Origin of the sequence: Snodgrassella sp. ESL0253 (assembly GCF_013344965.1) — a bacterium.
GTDB lineage: Bacteria > Pseudomonadota > Gammaproteobacteria > Burkholderiales > Neisseriaceae > Snodgrassella > Snodgrassella alvi_B.
On sequence record NZ_JAAEDQ010000016.1, the window covers coordinates 14597 to 39492 of the forward strand.

Below are 24896 nucleotides of genomic sequence, written 5' to 3' on the forward strand. Positions count from 1 at the left end.
TGAGGCAGTACACAGGCAATTTGAACTGCGCTTGTTAAGTCCTTAGGCTCAGCAATAAATCGCGGAAAACGTTTGGATCCTTGATAAAGGTAATTTCCCCTACTTGTGGAAAATGGTAATCAAGCAGGCGGGAAACCCAGAACCGGATGCAGGCTGCCCGCTGTGCAATCGGAAAGTAATCCCGTTCGGCAGCAGTTAGCGGTCGTATGCTTTCATAGCCGTGCATAAATGCCTGTTGCAGGTTGTGGTCGAGATGGTTGTCTGCCCGCCGTGCCCAATCGTTAACGGCAATGGCCAAGTCATACATGAAGTTGCCGTTACATGCATAGTAGAAATCAATAAAGCCAGCTACCTGTTCGCCGTCCAGTAAGACATTATCGCGGAATAAGTCGGCATGGATAATGCCGGCAGGTAAATCGGTACGCTCATTTTTATCAAAAAAAGCAATTTCTGCCTGTAACAGCCGCTCGTCTTCTGCATCCAGAAATGATGATAATCGGCTACTGGCTTCGTGCCACCATGTGGTATAGCGCGGATTATTCATTGTTAACGGGAAATCGGTTCCGGCCAGATGCATTTTGGCCAGCATGGCACCGGTATTGAAACATTGCTGTTCGGAAGGGCTACTGGTATCGCTACCAGACAGACAGGTTACCAGACAGGCGGGTTTGCCAACCAGTGTACTGTCCAGGCGGCCGTCGATTCGTGCAATCGGGGCAGGGCAGGCCACACCATTGGCACTCAGATGCTGGGTTAAATCCAGAAAGTAGGGCAGTTCAGCCTGAGTCATGGCCTCAAATACCGTCAGTACATAACGCCCTTGTGTAGTGGTAACAAAATAATTGCTGTTGGTAATGCCCTGGGCGATACCTTGCAAACTAATAAGCCGACCCAAGTGATAATCGCGCAGAAAGCTGCGCATTTCATCATCGCTAACGCTGGTATAGACAGACATGGACGTGACCAATCAAACAAGTTATAGACGGTATAGAAATCTGAAACAGGATATTTGTTCTGTGTCACCAGAACAAGTGCATGATAACAAAAAAATGTTGTTATCAGGCAGATGTATTGAGCTAAATTATGTTACTTAATATTTAATTTGCATATAATAAAAAAGCATAAGTGAATGCATAAGGGCTATTTCACAAGCTGGCGACTTTTGCGTATCCTTGACTGGCACTATGTATCAAATGCTGGCCGATGTGCTGCTGGCGCAGGAGTATAAAATGAATTTATCTTTGCTCGCGAACACAGTTGTGTTCGCGTTGTTGTTATGGGTGCTGAGCCGTACGCATGCCACTGAGTGGAGTTTATCCAGAAAAGTATTACTGGGTATGATTCTGGGTATTGTATTTGGTTTGGGGCTGCAATTCGTTTACGGCACATCCAGTCCGGTGATTGATACTTCTGTACAGTGGTTTGATGTTGTTGGTAATGGCTATGTACGGCTGTTACAGATGGTAGTAATGCCGCTGGTATTTGTTTCAATTCTGAGTGCTGTGGCACGGCTACATAATGCAACCCAGCTAGGCAAGATCAGTCTGATGACGATAGGTGTATTACTGTTTACTACGGCTATTGCTGCGCTGATTGGTACGCTGCTGACCAGTCTGTTTGGACTGACTGCCAGCGGACTGATTCAGGGCGAGGCTGAAACAGCGCGTTTCAATGCAATTCAGACAAATTATGTGGGCAAGGTGGCAGATTTGTCGGTACCACAATTGTTGCTGTCATTTATCCCGAAGAATCCTTTTGCTGATTTAACCGGAGCCAATCCAACTTCTATTATTAGTGTGGTGATTTTTGCTGCTTTTCTGGGTATGGCAGCTTTGAAGTTGCTAAAGGATGATGCACCTAAGGGTGAACGGGTGTTGTTGGCGATTGATACGTTACAAAGTTGGGTGATGAAGCTGGTGCGGGTAGTGATGCTGTTAACACCTTATGGTGTACTGGCTTTAATGACCAAAGTAGTAGCAGCTTCTAATATGCAGGATATTGTCAAGCTGGGTGGTTTTGTACTGGTATCGTATCTGGCGCTGGCACTGATGTTTGTAGTGCATGGTCTGTTGCTGGGGATATTTGGTATCAGTCCGGGTAAATATTTTCAGAAAGTATGGCCGGTACTGACTTTTGCCTTTACCAGTCGTTCCAGTGCAGCTTCTATCCCACTTAATGTTGAGGCGCAGACGCAGCGTTTAGGTGTGCCAAAATCTATTGCCGGTTTTGCTGCTTCCTTTGGTGCGACCATTGGTCAGAATGGCTGTGCCGGTCTGTATCCGGCTATGCTGGCAACTATGATTGCGCCGACTGTGGGTATTAATCCTCTGGATCCATGGTGGATTGTGACACTGGTGGGGATGGTAACCATTAGCTCTGTAGGTGTGGCTGGTGTCGGTGGTGGTGCTACATTTGCTGCGCTGATTGTACTACCGGCAATGGGCTTGCCAATTACTCTGGTAGCTTTGCTGATTTCCGTGGAACCATTGATTGATATGGGGCGTACGGCATTGAATGTCAGCGGTGCCATGACTGCGGGTACTTTAACCAGCCAGTGGCTGCATCAAACTGATAAAGCAATACTCAATAGCAAAGAACATAGTGAGCTGGTGCAGTAACCGTTTTGTGTTAAAGTAGAAACTGCCATAGTTTGCAGCCAGTCTGAAACAGTAGACTGGCTGATTTTTTTGGACAGAGTGCTGGGATAACCTGAGCTGATTGCAGTTATGGCACAGACAGTAAAACAGGACAGTTAAATGCCAAGCTGTCCTGTTGCAATCAAAAGTGATTGAGGCTGGGCTTCGGCCGTATTGGCTTCGCCCAGTTGATGGTTATCTGCTTTGCAAAACAATCTGCAACATGCGGCGGATGGGTTCAGCGGCACCCCATAAAAGCTGGTCGCCTACGGTAAAGGCACTGATGTATTCGCCACCCATACCCATCTTGCGGATACGGCCTACTGGTACAGTTAATGTGCCTGTGACTGCCGCTGGTGTGAGCTCGTGCATGGAGGCAGTTTTTTCATTAGGCACCACTTTTACCCAGTCATTGGCGGCCGCCAGAATTTTTTCAATTTCAGCGACTGATAAATCCTGTTTCAGTTTCACGGTCAATGCCTGACTGTGGCAACGCATTGCCCCCACGCGCACGCACAATCCATCAATAACAATCGGGTGTGCACTGCGACCTAAAATCTTGTTAGTCTCTACTGCGCCTTTCCATTCTTCCTTGGACTGGCCATTACCCAGATCAGCATCAATCCATGGAATCAGGCTACCCGCCAGTGGGACGCCAAACTGTGCCTGTGGATAGGCATCGCTGCGCAAAAAGTCGGCTACCTTGCGGTCAATGGCCAGAATGGCACTGGCCGGATCAGCCAGTTCAGTGCTGACCTGTGCTTCAATCGCACCCATGGCACTAATCAGCTCGCGCATATTTTGTGCACCCGCACCGGATGCTGCCTGATAAGTCATGCTGGTGGCCCATTCCACTAAATCCTGCTCAAACAAGCCGCCCAGCGCCATCAGCATCAGTGATACGGTACAGTTGCCGCCAACAAAATCCCTGATTCCATTTGCCAGTGCTGCATCGATAACCGGACGGTTTACCGGGTCGAGGACGATGACTGCTTTATCGCTCATGCGCAGGGTGGATGCGGCGTCAATCCAGTAACCTTGCCAGCCCTGTTCACGTAAAGGCTGGTGTACTGCTTTGGTGTAGTCGCCACCCTGACAGGTAACAATAATATCCATTTTTGCCAGAGCATCCAGATTATGTGCATCCAGCAGAGTTTTTGCTGTCTGACCAAAATCCGGTGCTGCTGCACCGGCAGCCGATGTCGTGAAAAAATACGCATCTGCAATACTTTGAAAATCATTTTCTTCCTGCATGCGCTGCATTAATACCGAACCCACCATACCGCGCCAGCCAACAAAACCTACTTTCACAGGGTGCTCCTTAAATCATTTTAATTTAATCAAAATCTCTGCTGCCAGAAATACATCCAGTCTTTTAACCATAATCAGAACCATTTGTAAACTGTTAATTATTGTCTGGATACATTCCTGGTCGCACAGCATATATTTTGCCGGGCTAATAAAGTGATTTAACGTGGTTAGCCCATTGTATAGAATCAGCTCACATTCCAGTGTACACTTTCGCCTTTGTTTTTCAATTGGCGTTACCAATGAATTTACTGCGTACTTTGGCTAAAGTCAGCAGCATGACAATGTTGTCACGTGTGTTGGGTTTCATACGCGACACCATTATTGCCCGCAGTTTTGGTGCAGGTATGGCTACTGATGCTTTTTTTGTGGCATTTAAACTGCCAAATCTGCTGCGGCGTATTTTTGCGGAAGGTGCGTTTTCACAGGCTTTTGTGCCGATACTGGCAGAATATCGGGAAACACGTTCACCAGAGGCTACCCGGGCATTTGTACAGCACGTGGCCGGCCTGCTTTCATTTGTACTGATTATTGTTACTGCTATTGGTATTCTGGCAGCGCCGGTAGTGATTTATATTTCTGCACCCGGTTTTCAGCAGGATGCAGATAAATTTTCTCTATCAGTGCAGCTATTACGTATTACTTTTCCCTATATTTTTCTGATTTCGTTGTCTTCACTGGTTGGCAGCGTACTCAATACCTATCATCAGTTTATTGTTCCAGCTTTTACACCTACCTTTCTGAATATCTCTTTTATTGTGTTTGCCTTATGGCTGGCGCCTTATTTTCATCCGCCTATTCTGGCTCTGGCATGGGCAGTGTTCGTAGGTGGGTTGTTGCAGTTGCTGTATCAGCTACCTTATTTATTCCGGCTGGGTTTTCTTACCATGCCCAAGCTAAAATTTAGGGACAAGGCCGTTAATCGGGTATTAAAGCAAATGGCACCGGCCATTTTAGGTGTTTCAGTGGCTCAGATATCTCTGGTAATTAACACCATTTTTGCTTCCTATCTGCAATCCGGCTCGGTATCGTGGATGTATTATGCTGACCGGCTGATGGAATTGCCGACAGGTGTACTCGGCGTAGCTCTGGGCACCATTCTTTTGCCTACTCTGTCCAAACACTCGGCTACCAATGATATTGCCAGTTTTTCTGCCTTGCTGGACTGGGGTTTGCGTTTGTGCATGCTGCTTACCTTGCCTGCGGCCGTGGGCATGGCCGTATTATCATTTCCGCTGGTCGCCACTTTGTTTATGTACCGGCAATTCAATGAGTATGATGCACTGATGACGCAAGGCGCACTGGTGGCTTATTCTGTGGGACTGATTGGCCTGATTCTGATTAAAGTACTCGCTCCGGGCTTTTATGCCCGCCAGAACATCAAAACACCAGTAAAAATCGCTATTTTTACTTTATGCATGACGCAGCTGATGAACCTGCTGTTTGTCTGGAAACTACATCATGTCGGCCTGGCTCTGGCCATCAGTTTGGGTGCCTGTATTAATGCGGCACTGCTGTTTACCTTGTTACGGCGGCAGAAACTGTATACACCCAGTCCGGGCTGGGGGCGTTTTCTGGTGCGTCTGATTCTGGCTCTGATTATTATGGGTACTGGCCTATGGGTATTGCAGCAATGGCTACCGTTCAACTGGCATAGTAATGGCTTGGCAAAAGTTGGCCAGTTAAGTGCTTTGATTATTGCCGGTATTGTTCTTTACTTTGGTGCTTTGTTTGCATTGGGATTCCGTATACGTGATTTTCGGCGCGCTGAAGCAGAATAGGCGTGCAAGAGATTGGCTGAGTGAAAGTAAATAATTTTAATTATTTGCGTTCAAACTCTTTTAATTCTTCGGCAATAAAATATTTAACCAAATCGGCGTATAATGTTTTAATTACTTCTCCATTCAACCCCAACTCATCAGCCCACTGTTTGCGCTTTTCCAGCATGCTGTTAAAACGCTCTGTGGCCTGAACATCTGTAGTATTTTTTTTGAATTTACTGGCTGTCTTTACATAGTTAAAACGGACAGAAAGTAACTGAATCACAGTATAATCAATATGATCTATTTCTCTTCGAACGTCGCTTATATCGTGACACTCAGCAGGCGAGTGAACTGGATGGTATTGCATTTTTGATACCTTTTGTTTTCAAGGGGTTACATTATAGTGCTGTTAATAAATATTTATTGTTAAAATTTGTAATATTAACAAACGCTATTTTATGGCTAATAAAGTTTATGAAAGTTAACTTGATAAGCAAGCTTTGTTATTTCATTTATTTAATATGCATTTTATAAAGTGATATATAGCTTTGAAAATTGTAACCGGCAGGAATTAATAGAAAAATTTTATGACGTGTTTTTATTATTTTACCTGAGGAGAAAAAAGAGAAATCAAAAGTAATATTTTAAATAATGCTAATGATAATTATTATCAATATCTTATTGAAAATATTATTTTTTTATTACTGATTAATGTAATACGCGCTTTTAATAACGTTCGAAATTAGTTACAATACATCAATTTTACCAATATTTGCATAAGGTCGGCGCAATTATGCTGGCGAATTATTTCCCCATCTTAATATTCGTACTGGTTGGCTTTGCCGCCGGTGTTCTGTTTATTTCTCTTGGCCTGTTACTCGGACCGAATCGTCCATACAAAATGAAACAGGAGCCGTTTGAGTGCGGTTTCGAAGCTTTTGAAAATGCACGCATGAAATTCGACGTGCGTTACTATCTGGTAGCCATTTTATTCATCCTGTTTGACCTTGAGGTAGCTTTCATGGTGCCTTGGGCTGTTGTGTTCAAAGAACTGGGCGCATACGGTTTCTGGTCAATGATGGTGTTTTTGTTGATTCTGGTTATCGGCTTTGTTTATGAATGGAAAAAAGGCGCTCTGGAATGGGAATAGAAGGCGTTTTAAAAAAAGGATTTGTCACAACTACTGCCGATACCGTACTTAATTATGTGCGTACCGGTTCATTGTGGCCAGCTACTTTCGGTCTGGCTTGTTGTGCCGTAGAGATGATGCAGGCCGGTGCTGCCCGCTATGACCTTGACCGTTTTGGTATTATTTTTCGCCCGTCACCACGCCAGTCTGACCTGATGATTGTGGCCGGTACCCTGTGCAACAAAATGGCTCCCGCATTGCGCCGTGTTTACGACCAGATGGCCGAGCCGCGCTGGGTATTGTCTATGGGCTCCTGTGCCAATGGTGGCGGCTATTACCATTACTCCTATTCTGTGGTGCGTGGCTGCGACCGCATTGTGCCGGTTGATGTCTATGTACCCGGCTGTCCGCCCACCGCAGAGGCACTGGTTTACGGCCTGTTGCAGTTGCAGCTGAAAATTAAACGTACCGCCACGATTGCGCGTGTATGAAAGTGAGGAAAATATGGCAGATATAGCAACACTGAAAGCCGTGTGTGAAACCACTTTCGGCGCTAAGATACGTTACTGTCTTGACCGTGGTGAACTAACACTGGATTGTGATGCGGCTGATTATCATCAGCTTATGCAAACCCTGCGTGACCATGATGAACTGAAATTTGAAACGCTGATTGACCTGTGTGGTGTTGATTACCAGAGCTACAAAGATGAACCGTGGCAAGGTAAGCGCTTTGCCGTTGTCAGCCATCTGTTGTCTGTAACCAATAACTGGCGTGTCCGTGTCCGTGTCTGGGCTGAAGCCGAAGACTTTCCCACCGTCGATTCTGTAGTCGATATCTATAACGGAGCCAACTGGTATGAACGTGAAGCGTTTGACATGTTTGGCATTCTGTTTAACAACCATCCCGACCTGCGTCGTATTCTTACTGACTACGGCTTTGTTGGTCATCCGTTTCGCAAAGATTTTCCCGTTTCCGGCTATGTTGAAATGCGCTATGACGAGGCCGAAGGCCGCGTTATTTATCAGCCGGTAACGATTGAACCGCGTGAAATTACCCCGCGCGTGGTGAGAGAGGAGCAGTACGGTGTCTAAGTTACGCAATTACACCATTAACTTCGGGCCGCAGCATCCGGCTGCACATGGCGTATTGCGCCTGATTCTGGAAATGGATGGTGAAAACATCGTTCGTGCTGACCCGCATATCGGCCTGTTACATCGTGGTACGGAAAAATTGGCGGAAACACGGACTTATTTGCAGGCATTGCCGTATATGGATCGTCTGGATTATGTATCCATGATGTGTAATGAACAGGCTTACTGCCTGTCGGTTGAACGCCTGCTTAATATCGAAGTACCCATTCGTGCCCAGTATATCCGCGTGATGTTTGCTGAGATTACCCGAATTCTTAATCATTTGATGGGTATAGGTTCGCATGCACTGGATATCGGTGCCATGACGGTATTTCTTTACGCATTCCGCGAGCGTGAAGACCTGATGGATATCTACGAGGCGGTGTCAGGTGCACGCATGCATGCTGCCTATTTCCGTCCCGGTGGTGTATACCGAGACTTGCCGGATTTCATGCCGAAATATGAATCCAGCAAATACCGCAATGCCAAAGTGCTGCAAAAACTCAATGCCAGCCGTGAAGGCACACTGTTGGACTTTATTGAAGACTTTACCAACCGTTTCCCTGCCTGTGTGGATGAATATGAAAATCTGCTCACCGACAATCGTATCTGGAAACAGCGTACTGTTGGTATAGGCGTGGTTTCACCAGAACGCGCCCTGCAAAAAGGTTTTACCGGCGTCATGCTGCGTGGTTCCGGTATTGAATGGGATATACGCAAAAAACAGCCTTACGATGCCTATGCTAATGTAGATTTTGATATACCGGTGGGTCTCAATGGCGACTGTTATGACCGTTATCTGTGCCGTATTCATGAGATGCGTCAGGCCAATCGCATTATCCGCCAGTGTGTGGACTGGTTGAAAGCCAACCCAGGCCCGGTGATTATTGACGACCACACCGTGGCACCACCACCCCGTACCGCCATGAAAGACGGGATGGAAGAACTGATTCACCACTTCAAACTGTTTACTGAAGGTATGCATGTGCCAGAAGGTGAAGTTTATGTGCCTACTGAACATCCTAAAGGTGAATTTGGTGTCTATCTGATTTCCGATGGTGCCAATAAACCTTACCGGATGAAAATCCGTGCTCCGGGTTTTGCCCATTTGCAGGGCATGGATGAAATGGCACGCGGCCACATGCTGGCGGATGTGGTTGCCATTATTGGTACACAGGATATTGTATTCGGGGAGGTGGATAGATAATGTTGTCCGCTGATAGCTTAAAACAGATTGATACAGAACTGGCAAAATACCCGGCCGACCAGCGCCGCAGTGCCATTATGTCTGCCTTGCGAATTGCGCAGACGGAACTGGGCTGGTTGCAGCCTGAAACCATTGAAGAGGTAGCTGATTATATTGGCATTCCACCAGCGCAGGCACTGGAAGTGGCTACTTTTTATAATATGTACAACCTCAAGCCAGTTGGTAAATACAAACTAACCGTATGTACCAATCTGCCCTGTGCCCTGCGTGGTGGCGTGAATGCTGGTGAGTATCTGCAAAAACGTCTCGGTATCCGCTATGGTGAAACCACTGCTGATGGTAAATACACCTTGGTAGAAGGCGAGTGCATGGGTGCCTGTGGCGATGCGCCGGTGATGTTAGTGAATAATCATAAAATGTGTAGCTTTATGAGCGAAGAGGCCATTGAAGCGAAACTGGCGGAGTTGAACTGATGGCAATGTACCAGAATGGCGTGATTTTCGATCAGGTTGATACTTCTGACCCCAATTGCTGGACGCTGGAAGCTTATATAGCACGTGGTGGCTATCAGGCATTGAAAAAAATCATCAATGAAAAAATGCCACCAGATGATGTTATTGCCGAGCTTAAAACTTCAGGCCTGCGTGGTCGCGGTGGTGCCGGCTTTCCCACCGGGCTGAAATGGAGCTTTATGCCGCGTTCGTTTCCGGGCACCAAATATGTTGTCTGCAATACCGATGAAGGTGAACCGGGCACATTCAAAGATCGCGATATCATTGATTACAATCCGCATGCGCTGATTGAAGGCATGATTATCGGTGGCTATGCCATGGGCGCGGCTGCTGGCTACAACTATATTCATGGTGAAATCTTTGAAAGCTATCTGCGTTTTGAAGCTGCTCTGCAACAGGCACGTGCAGCTGGCTTTCTGGGACAGAATATTCTGGGTAGCGATTTCAGTTTTGAGCTGCATGCCCATCATGGCTATGGTGCTTATATCTGTGGCGAAGAAACTGCGCTGCTGGAATCTCTTGAAGGCAAAAAAGGTCAGCCACGCTTCAAACCACCTTTTCCGGCTTCATATGGTTTATACGGCAAGCCTACTACTGTCAATAACACCGAAACCTTTTCCTCAGTGCCGTTCATTATTCGTGATGGCGGCCAGCAGTTTGCCGATAAGGGTATTCCCAATAATGGCGGAACCAAACTCTTTTCCGTATCCGGCCATGTCGAGCGTCCGGGTAACTACGAAGTTCCGTTAGGTACACCGTTCAAAGATTTGCTGGAAATGTGCGGTGGTATGCGTAATGGCAAAAAACTCAAAGCGGTGATTCCGGGTGGTTCTTCTGCACCGGTATTGCCGGCTGACATCATGATGGAACTGACTCTGGATTATGATGCCATTGCCAAGGCTGGCTCGATGCTGGGTTCTGGTGCGGTAATCGTAATGGATGAAGATGTCTGCATGGTGAAAGCGCTGGAGCGGCTGAGCTATTTCTATTTTGAAGAATCATGCGGCCAATGCACGCCTTGCCGTGAAGGAACTGGCTGGCTGTATCGCATTATTCACCGTATTGCCTCTGGTAAAGGTCGGCCGGAGGATCTGGATTTGCTGGAATCGATTGGCAGCAATATGTCTGGACGCACCATCTGTGCATTGGCGGACGCTGCCGTGATGCCGATACAGGGCTTTATGAAACATTTCCGTTCCGAGTTTGAGCACTATATCGAACACGGCAAACCCATGAAAGAACATCGCTGGTGCTAAGGCACTATCTGCTTAATTAGGATTGCGAACCTATGTTACAAATTCAAATTGACGGTAAACAACTCTCTGTCGAGCAGGGTAGTACGGTGATGGAAGCCGCCCATCAGGCCGGTACCTTTATTCCGCATTTTTGCTATCACAAAAAATTGTCTATCGCCGCTAACTGTCGCATGTGTCTGGTTGAGGTGGAAAAATCACGCAAACCGTTACCTGCCTGTGCTACACCGGTTACCGATGGCATGGTAGTTAAAACTGGCTCCGCTCTGACTAAAGATGCCCAGAAAGGGGTAATGGAGTTTTTACTGATTAACCACCCGCTGGATTGTCCGATCTGTGATCAGGGCGGTGAATGTCTGTTGCAGGATTTGTCAATGGGCTATGGTAAAAGCGCCAGCCGTTATACCGAAGCCAAACATGCTGTAGTCGGCAAGGAAATGGGGCCACTAGTATCTGCTGCAGAAATGAGCCGCTGTATACACTGTACCCGCTGTATTCGCTTTACCGAAGAAATTGCCGGCAAACAGGAATTGGCAATGAAGAATCGTGGCGAAAATTCCGAAATTACCCCATTTGCCGGTAAAACACTGGAAACCGAGCTATCTGGTAATGTAATTGATTTGTGTCCGGTTGGTGCCTTAACCAGCAAACCATTTCGCTATGACAGTCGTTCATGGGAGCTAAGCCGGCGTAAATCCATATCCGCTCATGATGCCTTGGGCAGCAATCTGATTGTTCAGACCAAAGACCATACCGTGCGTCGTGTGCTGCCACTAGAAAATGAAGCCATCAATGAATGCTGGCTTAGTGACCGCGACCGTTTTGCCTATGCAGGGCTGTATCAGCAGCGCTTAACCCAGCCACAAATCAAACAGGATAACCAGTGGCATACTGTCGACTGGCAAACCGCACTGGATTATGTGGCCAAAGGCTTGCATGGCGTCAGCCATGACTTCGGAGCCGATGGGGTTGGTATATGGGTTAATCCGGCCAATACCATTGAAGAAATGCATCTGGCGCGTAAATTGGCTGATGGTCTTGGTGTCACTGCTGTAGACTGTCGCCTGCGTTCGCTGGATGGCCGTTTGGCTGCAGCTGCTGAAGGCGCCCAATGGCTGGGGCAGAGCATCGAACAACTGGCAGCAAACGAAGTGATTCTGGTAGTCGGTGCACGTTTGCGGCAGGAACAGCCACTACTTACAGCCCGTATTCGTCAGGCGGCCAAAAACGGTACCAAAGTAGCTATTCTGGCCGCTGCTGATGAAGAACTGTTTATGCCTTTGCTGGCACAAGTGAGCCTGCATCCGTATCAGTGGATTGACTGGCTGAGTGATGCACTTAACAGCGAAGTAGGGCAGGCGTTATTACAGGCGCAAAAAGCCAGCATTATTCTCGGTGCTGATGTACTGAACCATCCGGATGCCGCTGCTGTTTATGCTGCGGCACAGGACTTGGCTGTGGCTACCGATAGCATTCTCGGGGTATTGCCACAGGCTGCTAATAGTATTGGTGCCGAAGTGCTTGGTGTGGCTGCCAGAAAAGCTGAACACACCATTGCTGCACAGATTGCGCAGCCAAAACAGGCAGTGATGTTGCTTAATGTCGAGCCAGATATGGATGTCGCCAATGGTGCTGCGGCTCTTGCCGCGCTAAAACAGGCGCAGACAGTGATGGCATTCAGCGCGTACGACAGTGAAGTATTGCGTGAAGTGGCCGATGTCATGCTGCCAATTACCCCGTTTACCGAAACATCCGGCAGCTTTATCAGCATGGAAGGTCGTTTGCAGTCATTCCATGGCGTGGTACGGGCCTATGGTGAAGCAAGACCATTATGGAAAGTATTGCGTGTACTGGGCAACGTGCTTGAACTGCCGGGCTTTGAATATGAAAACACCCAGCAAATTCTGACTGATGCACTTGCCAAAGATCAGTTACCGGCCTTATTGAATAACCATATTCAACCAGTTGCTAGCACTGATCCGGATATCAGTCTGGTACGTGTAGGCGGAGTCAGTCTGTATGCTACCGATGGCATTGTGCGTCGTTCTGCGCCCTTGCAAAACACAGTACATGCCGCAGTGCCCATCGCGCGGATTCACAGTGCTACGCTGAATGCGCTGGGGCTGGCTGATGGTGATACTGCACAGGCCAAACAGGGAAATAGTACCGTAGCCGTTACCGTGGCTGCTGACGACACCCTGCCGGAAAACGTACTGTTGTTGCCATTACATCAGAGTAACTGGCAATTGGGTGCTTTATTGACCACTGTTGAATTGAGTAAAGGATAATCATGCAAGCGTGGTTTCAACAATTACTGGGTAACGACTTCGGCTTACTGGTGTCTGTCATCGTCAAAATAGTCATCATCATGCTGCCGCTGATTCTTACCGTGGCCTACTTGACTTATTTTGAACGTAAAGTTATCGGTTACATGCAGCTGCGTGTCGGCCCGAACGTAACCGGCCCCTATGGCTTAATCCAGCCCTTCGCTGACGTATTGAAACTGTTATTCAAAGAAGTTACCCGCCCGTCACAGGCCAACAAGGCATTGTTCTATATTGGGCCGATGATGTCACTGATGCCTGCTTTTGCTGCCTGGGCAGTGATTCCGTTCAGTGAAAGCTGGTTTCTAACCAGAATCAATGCCGGTTTGCTCTACATCCTGATGATTACCTCTCTGTCTGTGTATGGTGTCATCATTGCCGGCTGGGCTTCCAACTCCAAATATGCCTTTCTGGGTGCCATGCGTGCTTCGGCACAAACCATCTCCTACGAAATAGCGATGGGTTTTGCCCTGATTGGGGTGATAATGGTATCCGGCAGCATGGATTTTCACGATATCGTGATGGCGCAAGCCAAAGGCTATGCAGGTGGTTCGGTTTTTTCATGGAACTGGTTACCATTGTTCCCATTATTTGTGGTGTATCTGATTTCCGCAGTGGCCGAAACCAATCGTGCCCCGTTTGACGTGGCCGAAGGTGAGTCGGAAATTGTTGCTGGTTTTCATGTTGAGTATTCTGGTTTTGCTTTCGCCTTATTTTTCCTGGCCGAATATATATTCATGATTCTGGTAGCAGCCCTGACTGCACTGTTGTTCTTTGGTGGCTGGTTATCACCTTTCCCGCAAAGCTGGGGCTTCATTGGGACACCAAGCGTACTGTGGATGTTCCTGAAAATGGCGCTGGTGTTGTACTTTTACCTGTGGATACGGGCAACTTTCCCGCGCTACCGCTACGATCAGATTATGCGTCTGGGCTGGAAAGTACTGATTCCGGTAACCATCGTCGCAGTGATTGTATTGGGTTTATGGATGATTTCACCCCTGTCTTTATGGCGTTAAACAGGGAGAGGCACTGATATGGCAAATATAATTAAAACTTTTCTGATGACCGAGTTGCTTTCGGGCATGAAAGTAACCTTAAAAAACTTTTTTGCACGTAAAGAAACCATTTATTTCCCTGAAGAAAAAACCCCACAATCGGTACGATTTCGTGGTCTGCATGCGCAGCGGCGCTATCCCAATGGCGAAGAGCGCTGCATTGCCTGCAAACTGTGTGAAGCCGTGTGTCCGGCGATGGCGATTAATATCGAGTCGGAAAAGCGCGAGGACGGTACACGGCGAACAACCCGTTATGATATCGATCTGACTAAATGTATCTTCTGCGGTTTCTGTGAAGAAGCCTGTCCAGTAGACGCCATTGTAGAAACACAGATTTTCGAATATCACGGTGAAAAACGCGGAGATCTGTATTTCACTAAACCCATGTTGCTGGCAATTGGCGATCGCTATGAAAAAGATATCGCCAAATGCAAAGCCGCAGATGCACCGTATCGCTAAGGGGTAGTCATGAATTTACCATTAATACTGTTTTATGTATTTGCCGCAGTTATTCTGCTTGGCGCAATAAATACAGTGATTGCCAAAAATCCGGTACATGCAGTTTTGTTTCTGGTGCTGACATTCTGTGCCAGTGCCATGATGTGGATTCTGATGCAGGCCGAATTTCTGGGCATTGTGCTGGTAGTGGTCTATGTAGGGGCAGTGATGGTGCTGTTCCTGTTTGTCATCATGATGCTCAATATTGATATTGAACAGATGCGCGCCGGATTCTGGCGCCATGCGCCCATTGCCGCGCTGGTAGGTATTCTCACCGCCGCACTGCTGATTGTGATTCTGGTGAATCCGCAGCTGGATCTGGCACATCTGGGGACAGACAAGCCATTGCCGGCTGATTACAGTAATGTACGCGACTTAGGTATGCAGATTTACACTACCTATCTGTTACCGTTCGAACTAGCCGCCATATTGCTGGTACTGGGGATGGTAGCCGCCATTGCACTGGTACACCGGCAAACGCATAATCCGCGCCGTACCAATCCGGCCGAACAAGTTAAAGTGCAGGCAAAAGACCGCTTCCGCATGGTGAAAATGCAGCCTGAAGTGGCTACACCAGTAACCGAAACCAGTGAAGAAGTGACAGAAGGGGAGAAAAAAGCATGATTACCTTAACCCATTATCTGGTTCTCAGCGCGATATTATTTGCCATTTCTGCCATGGGCATTTTTATGAACCGCAAAAACGTACTCGTGCTGCTGATGTCAATCGAATTAATGCTGCTGGCGGTGAACTTTAATTTCGTGGCTTTTTCCCGTTATCTCGGTGACACAGCCGGACAGATTTTTGTCTTTTTTATTCTGACAGTTGCTGCGGCTGAATCTGCCATTGGTCTGGCGATTATGGTGCTGATTTTCCGTAACCGTCAGAGCATTAACGTACAGGATCTGGATAGTCTCAAAGGCTAACGGGTGAGAGGAACGAGAGAAAATTATGTCTATTTATCTGTTTATTGCTTTGGCTCCGCTCATCGGTTCACTGCTGGCTGGTTTGTGCGGTAAGCTGATTGGCCGTAGGGGAGCGCATAGCGTTACCATTGCCGGTGTGGCCATTTCTGCAGCGTTGTCTGCCTGGGTGCTTTATGGCTTTATGAACGGCACCCGCCAGCCTTTTGATGAAAACGTTTATACCTGGCTGACCATGGGCGGACTGGACTTTTCAGTTGGCTTCCTGATTGATACCCTAACCGCTACCATGCTGGTGATTGTCACCAGTGTGTCACTGATGGTGCATATCTACACCATTGGTTACATGAGCGATGACGATGGTTATCAGCGCTTCTTCAGCTATATCTCCCTGTTTACCTTTTCCATGCTGATGCTGGTAATGAGTAATAACTTTATCCAGCTATTCTTTGGCTGGGAAGCAGTAGGGCTGGTATCTTATCTGCTGATTGGTTTTTACTTCAAACGTGACAGTGCCATTTTTGCCAACCTGAAAGCATTTCTGGTTAACCGCGTTGGGGACTTTGGCTTTGTGTTGGGAATTGGCTTGATACTGGCCTATTTTGGCGGCAGCCTGCGCTATGTTGATGTGTTCCAGCATATTGATCAGGTGAAAAATGCTACTATCGAACTGATTCCCGGTCATCCGTGGTCACTGATTACCGTTACCTGTATTCTGCTGTTCGTAGGGGCGATGGGTAAATCGGCACAGTTTCCATTGCATGTGTGGCTGCCGGATTCAATGGAAGGTCCGACTCCGATTTCTGCGCTGATTCACGCCGCTACCATGGTGACAGCCGGTATTTTCATGGTGTCACGTATGTCACCGCTATATGAACTGTCTGATACCGCACTGGGTGTGATTATGGTATCTGGCACCATTACCGCGCTGTTTATGGGCTTTCTGGGCATGATTCAGAATGATATCAAGCGTGTGATTGCCTATTCCACCCTGTCACAACTTGGTTACATGACCGTGGCACTGGGTGCTTCAGCCTATAATATTGCCGTCTTCCATGTCATGACCCATGCTTTCTTCAAAGCCCTGTTATTCCTCGCGGCCGGTAGTGTGATTATGGGCATGCACCATGATCAGGATATGCGTCATATGGGCGGCTTGCGCAAGTATATGCCGGTAACGTGGATTTGCATGCTGATTGGTTCCCTGTCGCTGATTGGTACACCATTCTTCTCTGGCTTCTATTCTAAGGATTCCATTATCGATGCAGTAAAAGCGTCAAATCTGCCTTTCAGCAGTATTGCCTATGTCGCACTGGTAGCCAGTGTGTTTGTGACCGCTTTCTACTCATTCCGCCTGTATTTTCTGGTTTTCCACGGCGAAGAAAAATGGCGTAAAGCTGATCATGGCGGGCATCATCATGGCGAAGAGCACCATGGTCTGCGCCCACAGGATAATCCGCATGAAAGCCCGCTGGTGGTAACCATTCCGCTGATTCTGTTAGCCATTCCTTCAGTATTTGTCGGCATGTGGGCCATCAAACCGATGCTGTTTAGTGATTTCTACCAGCATGTGATATTCATTAACAGTGCGGCACATCCGGCGCTGGCCACTGTAGAAGAGGAATATCACGGCATCTTTGCCATGGCCTTACACAGCCTGACCACTCCCGTGTTATGGCTGGTGATTGCCGGGGTAGTACTGGCGTGGTTCTTCTACATGAAAAAACCGCATATTCCGGCCAGAATCGTGGCGTCTATCCGTCCGGTTTATACCTTGCTGGATAACAAATACTATCTGGATGCGCTTTACTATAACGTTTTTGCCAAAGGCAGCCGCTTGCTGGGAACGTTGTTCTGGAAAGTGGGCGACGTTTTCATCATTGATAAATTAGTCGTTAACGGTGCCGCGCGCGTGGTTGCCACTGTTGCAGCACTGGTACGGCGGATTCAGACCGGCTACATCTATACTTATGCAACCGCAATGGTGGTTGGTGTGTTCGTGCTGGTAGCGTGGACTTTCTGGCCGTTGCTGAAAACGATGTTCGGCGGTTAATTGAAGGCATTCAACTTGGTATCTTTAGGCTATAAATATGTACGATAACTTACTCAGTTTGGCGATTTGGCTGCCTGTAGCGGCCGGCATCGTAGTGCTGGCGACCGGTTCAGACAGGCATGCTGGTATAGCCAGAGTGCTGGCCTTAATCGGTGCGCTGGTTTCTTTTTTAATCACCTTACCGCTGTTTTTCAAATTTGACCGTTTAAATGGTGGCTTCCAATTCACAGAATTTCATTTCTGGATTGAAAGTCTCAACATCAACTATGCATTAGGTGTTGATGGCCTGTCTGTCTTGTTTGTGATTCTGAACAGCTTCACAACCTTACTGGTAGTGATGGCTGGCTGGCAGGTTATTCAGAAGCGGCCGGCACAGTATATGGCTGCTTTCCTGATTATGTCGGGATTGATTAATGGCGCGTTTGCGGCCATGGATGCCATTCTGTTCTACGTGTTCTTTGAAGGCATGCTGATTCCGATGTATCTGATTATCGGTATCTGGGGTGGCCCAAGGCGCGTATACGCATCCATCAAGTTTTTTCTGTATACCCTGATGGGGTCGCTGCTGATGCTGGTAGGGTTTGTGTACCTGTCTATGCAGACTGGCGGTTTCTCAATTGAAGCATGGCACAATATCAAACACATTGCCATGACTGCGCAGATTTTGCTGTTTATCGGCTTTTTCCTGTCTTTTGCGGTGAAAGTGCCGATGTGGCCAGTACACACATGGCTACCGGATGCGCACGTAGAAGCGCCTACTGGCGGCTCAATGGTACTCGCTGCCATTACCCTGAAAATCGGTGGTTATGGCTTCCTGCGTTTTATTCTGCCTATCCTGCCGGATGCTGCACGTTATTTTGCGCCGGTAATGATTGTACTGAGTCTGGTAGCGGTGATTTATATTGGCATGGTAGCACTGGTACAGACAGACATGAAAAAACTGGTGGCTTATTCTTCCATCAGCCACATGGGTTTTGTCACCTTAGGCTTCTTCCTGTTTACCGGCGGATATTTGAATGACTGGGCCTTTAAAGGTGCCATCATGCAGATGGTGTCACACGGTTTTGTTTCGGCTGCCATGTTCATGAGTATCGGCGTAATGTATGACCGCATGCATACCCGTGATATTTCTGCTTACGGTGGTGTGGTAAACAGTATGCCGGTATTTGCCTCTTTCATGCTGCTGTTTGCCATGGCCAACGCCGGCTTGCCCGGTACTTCCGGTTTTGTGGGCGAATTCATGGTAATTGTCGGCGCAGTAAAAACCAATTTCTGGATTGGTGCTCTGGCAGCGTTAACCCTGATTTATGGTGCAGCCTATACCCTGTGGATGTTTAAACGAGTTATTTTTGGCACCATCAAAAACCCCGAAGTTGAGCAATTAAAAGATGTGAATAAACGCGAACTGCTTATTCTGGTGATTCTGGCTATAGCGGTACTCGGTTTTGGTTTGTATCCCGAACCATTTATCGCCGTTGTCCATCAGGCAGCAAATGATTTAATTGTCCAAGCGGCACAAAGCAAACTGTAAGGAAATGTGAATGAACTGGACAGATTTAACAATATTTCCCGCTGTACCGGAACTGGTGCTGACTGTAGTGCTGTTTACAGTGCTGCTGGTGGATTTATGGCTCAATGACAGACAACGCTGGATAACCTGTACCCTGTCGATCATCGGATTGATATTAACGGCAGTAGTACAGTGTCTGGTTTGGACGGAACAGCCACAATATGCTTTCCATGATATGTTTGTACTGGATGGCATGGCACAGCTAGCCAAGTTATGCATGTATGTTCTGGTTATTGCCCTGTTTATTTACAGCCAGACTTATCTGCGTGCCAAAAATATCTATCAGGGTGAATTTTATACACTTACCCTGTTTGCCTTACTGGGCATGGATATCATGGTTTCAGCATGTCATTTCCTTACCCTGTATGTAGGGCTGGAATTGCTGTCACTGGCACTGTATGCCTTGATTGCCCTGCAACGCGACAGTGGCCGTGCGGCTGAAGCAGCGCTGAAGTATTTTGTGCTTGGCGCGCTGGCTTCTGGTTTGCTGCTATATGGTATTTCACTGATTTATGGTGCAACAGGGTCTTTGCAGTTACAGCAGGTGCTGGCTGCCAGTGAAAGCAGTGCCAATCCGTGGCTATTAAAGCTGGGCGTAGTATTTATTGTAGCCGGCATTGTGTTCAAACTGGGTGGCGTACCTTTCCATATGTGGGTGCCAGATGTGTATCAGGGTGCACCTACTGCTGTTACCGCGTTGGTGGGTACAGCACCGAAAATTGCCGCAACAGTATTTGCTTTCCGCATTCTGGTCTATGGCTTGCTCACTCAATGGGAAAGCTGGCGTGAATTACTGTTGATATTGGGTATTGCTTCATTGTTGGTGGGTAATCTGGCTGCCATCATGCAAACCAATATCAAGCGTATGCTTGGCTTCTCAACAGTAGCGCATATGGGCTTTATTCTGCTGGCGCTGCTGGCTGGAGAAACTGGTTGTACCGCAGCTATGTATTACGCTATCACCTATGCTTTAATGGCTTCTGTAGCGTTTGCCATCCTGATGCTGTTGTCCGGCAGAGATGTTGAATGTCAGAATATCAGCGATCTGGCTGGCCTGAACCAGAAAAATGCCTGGTATGCATTTTTAATGCTGCTGGCGATGTTTTCTATGGCCGGTATTCCGCCGTTGATGGGCTTTTATGCCAAACTGGCGGTTATCAAAGCATTACTTGCCAGTGGTTATCTGTGGGTTTCTGTGTATGCAGTAGTAATGTCACTAATCGGTGCTTTCTATTATCTGCGTGTGGTTAAATCCATGTATTTCGATATACCTGACTCCGTTGCAGAACCTGTTTTTAACATGACCTTTCTGGGCAAGCTGGTTTTATCCGTTAACGGTTTGTTGTTACTGCTATGGGGTATTTTGCCGGATGGCGTGATGGCCTGGTGCGTACAGGCATTGTTGCATAGTTAAACCACTTTGCTTTTTTCCAACAGCAGCCTTAATGGCTGCTGTTTTTGTAACTGTTGAACCCACTTATCAAAGGTCATAACCATAGGTAAAATGGCTAATTAAACCGTTGAAATAACAACTGCATGGTAAACATGAATAATTCAGAATTTGATATCCGCCAAACTGAATGTGTGGTGGTAAAAGTAGGTTCCAGCCTTGTTACCAATGGCGGACATGGGGTAGACCAGAATATCCTGAATAACTGGGCTCAGCAGATTGCTCAATTGCGGGCTCGTGGTATTCAGGTAGTACTGGTTTCCAGTGGTGCGATTGCAGAAGGAATGAAACGGTTGGGCTGGCAGGTACGCCCCAAAGCGATTAACGAATTACAGGCTGCTGCTGCTGTGGGACAGATGGGGCTGGCACAGGCATATGAAGTAGCGTTTGAGTCACTGCATATCCAGACAGCCCAGATTTTACTCACTCACGATGATTTAAGTCACCGTACCCGCTATTTGAATGCCCGCAGTACCATCCGTACCCTGCTGGAGCAGGGGGTGGTACCGATTATTAATGAAAATGATTCCGTTACCATTGATGAAATCAAGCTCGGTGATAATGATACTCTGGGGGCACTGGTAACGAATCTGATTGAAGCCGATATACTCATTATCCTGACAGATCAGGATGGATTGTATGACCGCGACCCGCGCCAGCATGCCAATGCCAGATTTATTCATAAAATTGCAGCCAGCTATCCGGGTCTGGAAAGTATGGCCGGTGGTGCAGGTAGCAGTGTGGGTACGGGGGGAATGTATACCAAAGTACTGGCTGCGAGACGAGCTGCTTTGAGTGGGGCGGCAACCTGTATTGCCAATGGACATGCCGATAATGTGCTTTTGCATTTGCTTGATGGTAACGAGGTCGGTACATTATTTACGCCGGATGATAACCGGCTGAATGCGCGTCAGCAGTGGTTATTAGGGCAGTTACAACTGGTGGGTAAATTGACTATTGATGATGGTGCAGTTCAAGCACTTACAATGCATAATTCTAGTTTATTATCAATAGGTTGTATTGATGTTGCTGGTCATTTTGATCGTGGTGCGTTAGTTTCTGTATGTAATCAGACTGGTACCGAAATTGCTCGTGGTCTGATTAATTACAATGACCGGGAAATATCGCGATTGTTGCACCAGCCCTCACATATGATTGAAGATATTTTGGGTTATGTAGCTGAAGAAGAAGTAATGCATCGTGATAATATGGTTTTATGCCGTTTATAGTTGTTATTCTTGCCGCTAATAATATTCTAATATGTTATGAATATAATACAATAACTCATTTTTTTATAAATAGACATTTAAAAACAGCTTTATGCGAAAGGTATGAAGCTGTTTTATGCACTTATCGAATTAGTGTCATATTTAAGAGACATATACTCTTCAGTATCAGGGGTAACTTGAACAGATCCTAATAACTGATACAGCTTTGTAATAAGAGCGTGATAAACAAGCACAACAAAAAAGAGCAAAATATGTATTTAGCAATAAGCTTTAAATAATAAATTAGTAACAGAATATGATTTCACTCCGTTGGCACTGGATAACTGGATTTAAAATAATCAATAATCAGTTTTATTCAGCGTGAAAGATAGTCGTAATAAAAAAGAAAATGCATTAATTATGCTGCATAATAAAAAGAAGCTGTGAGTAATAAAATAGTATTAAGCTTAATTGCAGACTTGCGGTGCTTATCGCCCCCTCTTACTGCTATCTTTATAGAAAAATCACATACAAGCTTAACCATTTATCTGTTCTATGAGTTCTACAAATGACAAATCGGCTTATATATTTATTATAAGTGCAGAAGTGATAAACGCGGAAAACATAATAAAACCGGTACCATGAAAATTACATGGTACCGGTTTGTGTAGGATATGCGCTTTATACGCAAAGTTTCAGTTTAATTTACCAAAGAACTTTCAATCCTACAGATCCACTTACTGGCGCTTTTACTTTGGTATCACCACCATTAGACCAAGTATGGCCAACCTCACCATAAACTGAGACGTTATCGTTGACATCATAGCTTCCGCCAACAGCTACCTCAGCGCTGGTATGTCCACCGCCACTATGCAATGTGGTGGAGGCATTTCGAGTAGTAAAGGTAGTGTGATCAGTTCCATTGGGAGAATAGAACAAGTTCACACGTGCATGTGGACGAACTGTACCTTTACCAGTTTGATAATTGCCTTGCATACGAGCACCAACACGGAACAGCCATGCATCATCGTGTCCCTGTTTAACAGTAGTGTTACCACTGATATTACTGTCATCCAGATCCAACCACTGATGTGCGATCTGAGCTTGCGGCTCCAGCTTCCACGCACTGTTACCGAAAGAGAACGGTTTACCAGCTTCAACAGAAGCAGTTACACCGTGACCTTTCTGTTTACTGTTTGCGTTGCCGTCAGGTTTAATATCAACATTATGCCGTGCGCCCTGCAACACTAAATCAACATAAGCACCGTTGTTATGGGTGTAGTTACCATAGGCACCGAGGAAGTAAGATTTAGTGGCATTTTTACCAACACTGCCATTAACACCGCTGGCAAAGCCATCAACATCCAAATCTCCATGCAGATAACCGACATAACCACCAACATTCCAGCCGTTATGTTGCCAGATATCGCTACCTAGCTGTAGACCGGTGTAGTCGCCTTCACTGCGAGCATCCGCGGCACCATTTTGCTGGATGTCAGCACGTGTGGCAATAACTCTACCCCAGCTCATGCGTGAATCAGACTGTGCCGAGTTGCCCAAGCGTTGATGCATATTACCCAGCATAGTACTGTCAGCCTGACGTAGCTGAGCACCCACAGCAGCATACAGTGGTACTTCTTTACGATACAGTGCTTTTGATTTAGATGAAGTAGCATCTGCAACTCTAGAGCGCAAATACCAGTCATCGCCTTCGCCATTACTATCGCCTTTTAACAAGCGATATTCAAAAGCGCCAGCATCAACATGGCCACCAGCTAAACTAAATGCTTTGTCTTCACTGGTACCTTGGACATTAATAATGTTGATTCCATCAGTATCACCAGTATCAGCACCGAGGCCACCATCATTATGTACTGTAACAGAAGTTGTACCGGTTGCATTACCCGTAATACTTAATCTGTCAGTAGTACTAGAGCTATCTCCCAATACGGTATCAAGCTCTAATGTACCGTTATTACCGGTATAGTCGCCGTCGATTATCAACAGGTCACCAGCACTGTGATTACTACTTAGACTAATAGTACCTGCATTTTCAACATTACCACTAATGGTTGTTTCCTGAATAGGTGCTATAGCTTTCAGTAACACAGGTGATGGGGAAAGATCTAATGTTCCCTCATTTTCAATCACAAGTTTAGTGGTTTGCAGATCACCAGTTAAAGTAAGTTTGCCTTGTTTCTTAACATTGATATTGTCCCAGTTAAGAATAGCTATATTACCCTCACTACCGCTGCTGACAGAGGAGCCTTTGAGCGTACCATGGATATTTAGGATATCAATGTCACTCTCACCTTCACCACCATCAATGGCCGTAATTTGAGAAATATCAGCACTCTGATTGATAGTAAGTATGTCACTACCTTTACCAAGCTGGATTGCTCCGATAACTTTGGAACCGTCCTCAAGAGTGACGTTAGCATTAGTATCATCATCCTGAATAGCAATTCCCGAACCACCGGAAACAATTGCACCATTCTGCAAGGTAATAACGTTTGTTGCACCAGCTATACCAGAAGTATGAATACCGGCACCTGTTTCACCTACTACCTCATCAGCGACACTTATACTAATCACACCGGTATCGGAATTATTGATAGCCTCAATACCGACAGGTCCAACAAGCTTACCAGCTGTCGCATAAGTTTGACCATTTGGTGAATTATTTTCAATAACAACAGCCGCTGAATTCTTAGAGTTGTCAGGTTGTTTGCCGTTGCCGGTTTCATCAGAGCCGTTGCCGGTTTCATCAGAGCCGTTGCCGGTTTCATCAGAGCCGTTGCCGGTTTCATCAGAGCCGTTGCCGGTTTCATCAGAGCCGTTGCCGGTTTCATCAGAGCCGTTGCCGGTTTCATCAG

At 46.7% G+C, this 24896-nt stretch carries 21 protein-coding genes; 17 read left to right on the forward strand and 4 right to left on the reverse strand.

What is annotated here, in order from left to right:
- Positions 1-34: 34 nt before the first annotated feature.
- The gene (thrB, locus tag GYX26_RS10530; protein ID WP_174829208.1) at positions 35-955 is read right to left on the reverse strand and encodes a homoserine kinase; all 921 of its coding nucleotides are present in this window, start codon (positions 953-955) and stop codon (positions 35-37) included.
- 274 nt (positions 956-1229) lie between these two features.
- On the opposite strand from thrB, the gene GYX26_RS10535 reads away from it, so the two are divergent.
- A complete protein-coding gene (locus tag GYX26_RS10535) occupies positions 1230-2618 on the forward strand; it encodes an L-cystine transporter (protein WP_174829209.1) in 1389 nt (462 codons plus the stop codon).
- Positions 2619-2831: 213 nt separating this feature from the next.
- Here the strand turns inward: GYX26_RS10535 and asd are convergent, their stop codons facing one another.
- Entirely contained in the window at positions 2832-3947 is a 1116-nt protein-coding gene (gene asd, locus GYX26_RS10540; RefSeq protein WP_100113500.1) for an aspartate-semialdehyde dehydrogenase, read from the reverse strand.
- A 239-nt stretch (positions 3948-4186) separates the two neighbouring features.
- Here asd and murJ point away from each other — a divergent pair, with 239 nt between their 5' ends.
- Positions 4187-5725: a murein biosynthesis integral membrane protein MurJ gene (gene murJ / locus GYX26_RS10545; RefSeq protein ID WP_174829210.1), complete on the forward strand. Its 1539-nt coding sequence runs from the start codon at positions 4187-4189 to the stop codon at positions 5723-5725.
- 40 nt (positions 5726-5765) lie between these two features.
- Here murJ and GYX26_RS10550 read toward each other — a convergent pair whose 3' ends face one another.
- Positions 5766-6074, reverse strand: a complete 309-nt coding sequence (locus tag GYX26_RS10550) for a chorismate mutase (RefSeq protein WP_174829211.1) — start codon at positions 6072-6074, stop codon at positions 5766-5768.
- Positions 6075-6500: 426 nt separating this feature from the next.
- Between GYX26_RS10550 and GYX26_RS10555 the strand changes: the two genes are divergently transcribed.
- The 15 genes from GYX26_RS10555 (at position 6501) to proB (ending at position 22041) form a co-directional block, all read left to right on the forward strand.
- Positions 6501-6857 carry an NADH-quinone oxidoreductase subunit A gene (locus tag GYX26_RS10555; protein WP_100090213.1) on the forward strand — a complete coding sequence of 119 codons (357 nt, stop codon included), beginning with the start codon at positions 6501-6503 and terminating at the stop codon, positions 6855-6857.
- The gene (locus GYX26_RS10560) at positions 6848-7327 is read left to right on the forward strand and encodes an NADH-quinone oxidoreductase subunit B family protein (protein WP_037407271.1); all 480 of its coding nucleotides are present in this window, start codon (positions 6848-6850) and stop codon (positions 7325-7327) included. Before GYX26_RS10555 ends, GYX26_RS10560 begins: the two co-directional genes overlap by 10 nt.
- A gap of 13 nt (positions 7328-7340) precedes the next feature.
- Positions 7341-7928: an NADH-quinone oxidoreductase subunit C gene (locus tag GYX26_RS10565; protein ID WP_100155183.1), complete on the forward strand. Its 588-nt coding sequence runs from the start codon at positions 7341-7343 to the stop codon at positions 7926-7928.
- The gene (locus tag GYX26_RS10570) at positions 7921-9174 is read left to right on the forward strand and encodes an NADH-quinone oxidoreductase subunit D (RefSeq protein WP_100090212.1); all 1254 of its coding nucleotides are present in this window, start codon (positions 7921-7923) and stop codon (positions 9172-9174) included. Before GYX26_RS10565 ends, GYX26_RS10570 begins: the two co-directional genes overlap by 8 nt.
- Entirely contained in the window at positions 9174-9647 is a 474-nt protein-coding gene (gene nuoE / locus GYX26_RS10575; RefSeq protein WP_100090211.1) for an NADH-quinone oxidoreductase subunit NuoE, read from the forward strand. The genes GYX26_RS10570 and nuoE overlap by 1 nt, the downstream gene beginning before the upstream one ends.
- The gene (gene nuoF, locus GYX26_RS10580; RefSeq protein WP_174829212.1) at positions 9647-10942 is read left to right on the forward strand and encodes an NADH-quinone oxidoreductase subunit NuoF; all 1296 of its coding nucleotides are present in this window, start codon (positions 9647-9649) and stop codon (positions 10940-10942) included. The genes nuoE and nuoF overlap by 1 nt, the downstream gene beginning before the upstream one ends.
- Positions 10943-10974: 32 nt before the next feature.
- A complete protein-coding gene (gene nuoG, locus GYX26_RS10585; protein ID WP_174829213.1) occupies positions 10975-13227 on the forward strand; it encodes an NADH-quinone oxidoreductase subunit NuoG in 2253 nt (750 codons plus the stop codon).
- 2 nt (positions 13228-13229) lie between these two features.
- A complete protein-coding gene (nuoH, locus tag GYX26_RS10590) occupies positions 13230-14279 on the forward strand; it encodes an NADH-quinone oxidoreductase subunit NuoH (RefSeq protein ID WP_037407263.1) in 1050 nt (349 codons plus the stop codon).
- Positions 14280-14297: 18 nt separating this feature from the next.
- Positions 14298-14777 carry an NADH-quinone oxidoreductase subunit NuoI gene (gene nuoI, locus GYX26_RS10595; protein ID WP_100090208.1) on the forward strand — a complete coding sequence of 160 codons (480 nt, stop codon included), beginning with the start codon at positions 14298-14300 and terminating at the stop codon, positions 14775-14777.
- A 9-nt stretch (positions 14778-14786) separates the two neighbouring features.
- Entirely contained in the window at positions 14787-15440 is a 654-nt protein-coding gene (locus tag GYX26_RS10600; protein WP_174829214.1) for an NADH-quinone oxidoreductase subunit J, read from the forward strand.
- Positions 15437-15742, forward strand: coding sequence for an NADH-quinone oxidoreductase subunit NuoK (gene nuoK, locus GYX26_RS10605; RefSeq protein ID WP_025329732.1), 306 nt, complete (start codon positions 15437-15439; stop codon positions 15740-15742). The genes GYX26_RS10600 and nuoK overlap by 4 nt, the downstream gene beginning before the upstream one ends.
- A gap of 25 nt (positions 15743-15767) precedes the next feature.
- The gene (nuoL, locus tag GYX26_RS10610) at positions 15768-17792 is read left to right on the forward strand and encodes an NADH-quinone oxidoreductase subunit L (RefSeq protein WP_174829215.1); all 2025 of its coding nucleotides are present in this window, start codon (positions 15768-15770) and stop codon (positions 17790-17792) included.
- Positions 17793-17829: 37 nt separating this feature from the next.
- The gene (locus tag GYX26_RS10615; RefSeq protein ID WP_100113492.1) at positions 17830-19323 is read left to right on the forward strand and encodes an NADH-quinone oxidoreductase subunit M; all 1494 of its coding nucleotides are present in this window, start codon (positions 17830-17832) and stop codon (positions 19321-19323) included.
- A 10-nt stretch (positions 19324-19333) separates the two neighbouring features.
- A complete protein-coding gene (gene nuoN / locus GYX26_RS10620) occupies positions 19334-20776 on the forward strand; it encodes an NADH-quinone oxidoreductase subunit NuoN (RefSeq protein ID WP_174829216.1) in 1443 nt (480 codons plus the stop codon).
- Between the two features lie 131 nt (positions 20777-20907).
- Positions 20908-22041, forward strand: coding sequence for a glutamate 5-kinase (gene proB, locus GYX26_RS10625; protein ID WP_174829217.1), 1134 nt, complete (start codon positions 20908-20910; stop codon positions 22039-22041).
- 684 nt (positions 22042-22725) lie between these two features.
- Here the strand turns inward: proB and GYX26_RS10630 are convergent.
- Positions 22726-24896: autotransporter outer membrane beta-barrel domain-containing protein (locus GYX26_RS10630; RefSeq protein ID WP_174829218.1), on the reverse strand; the 2171-nt coding region annotated here is incomplete at its 5' end.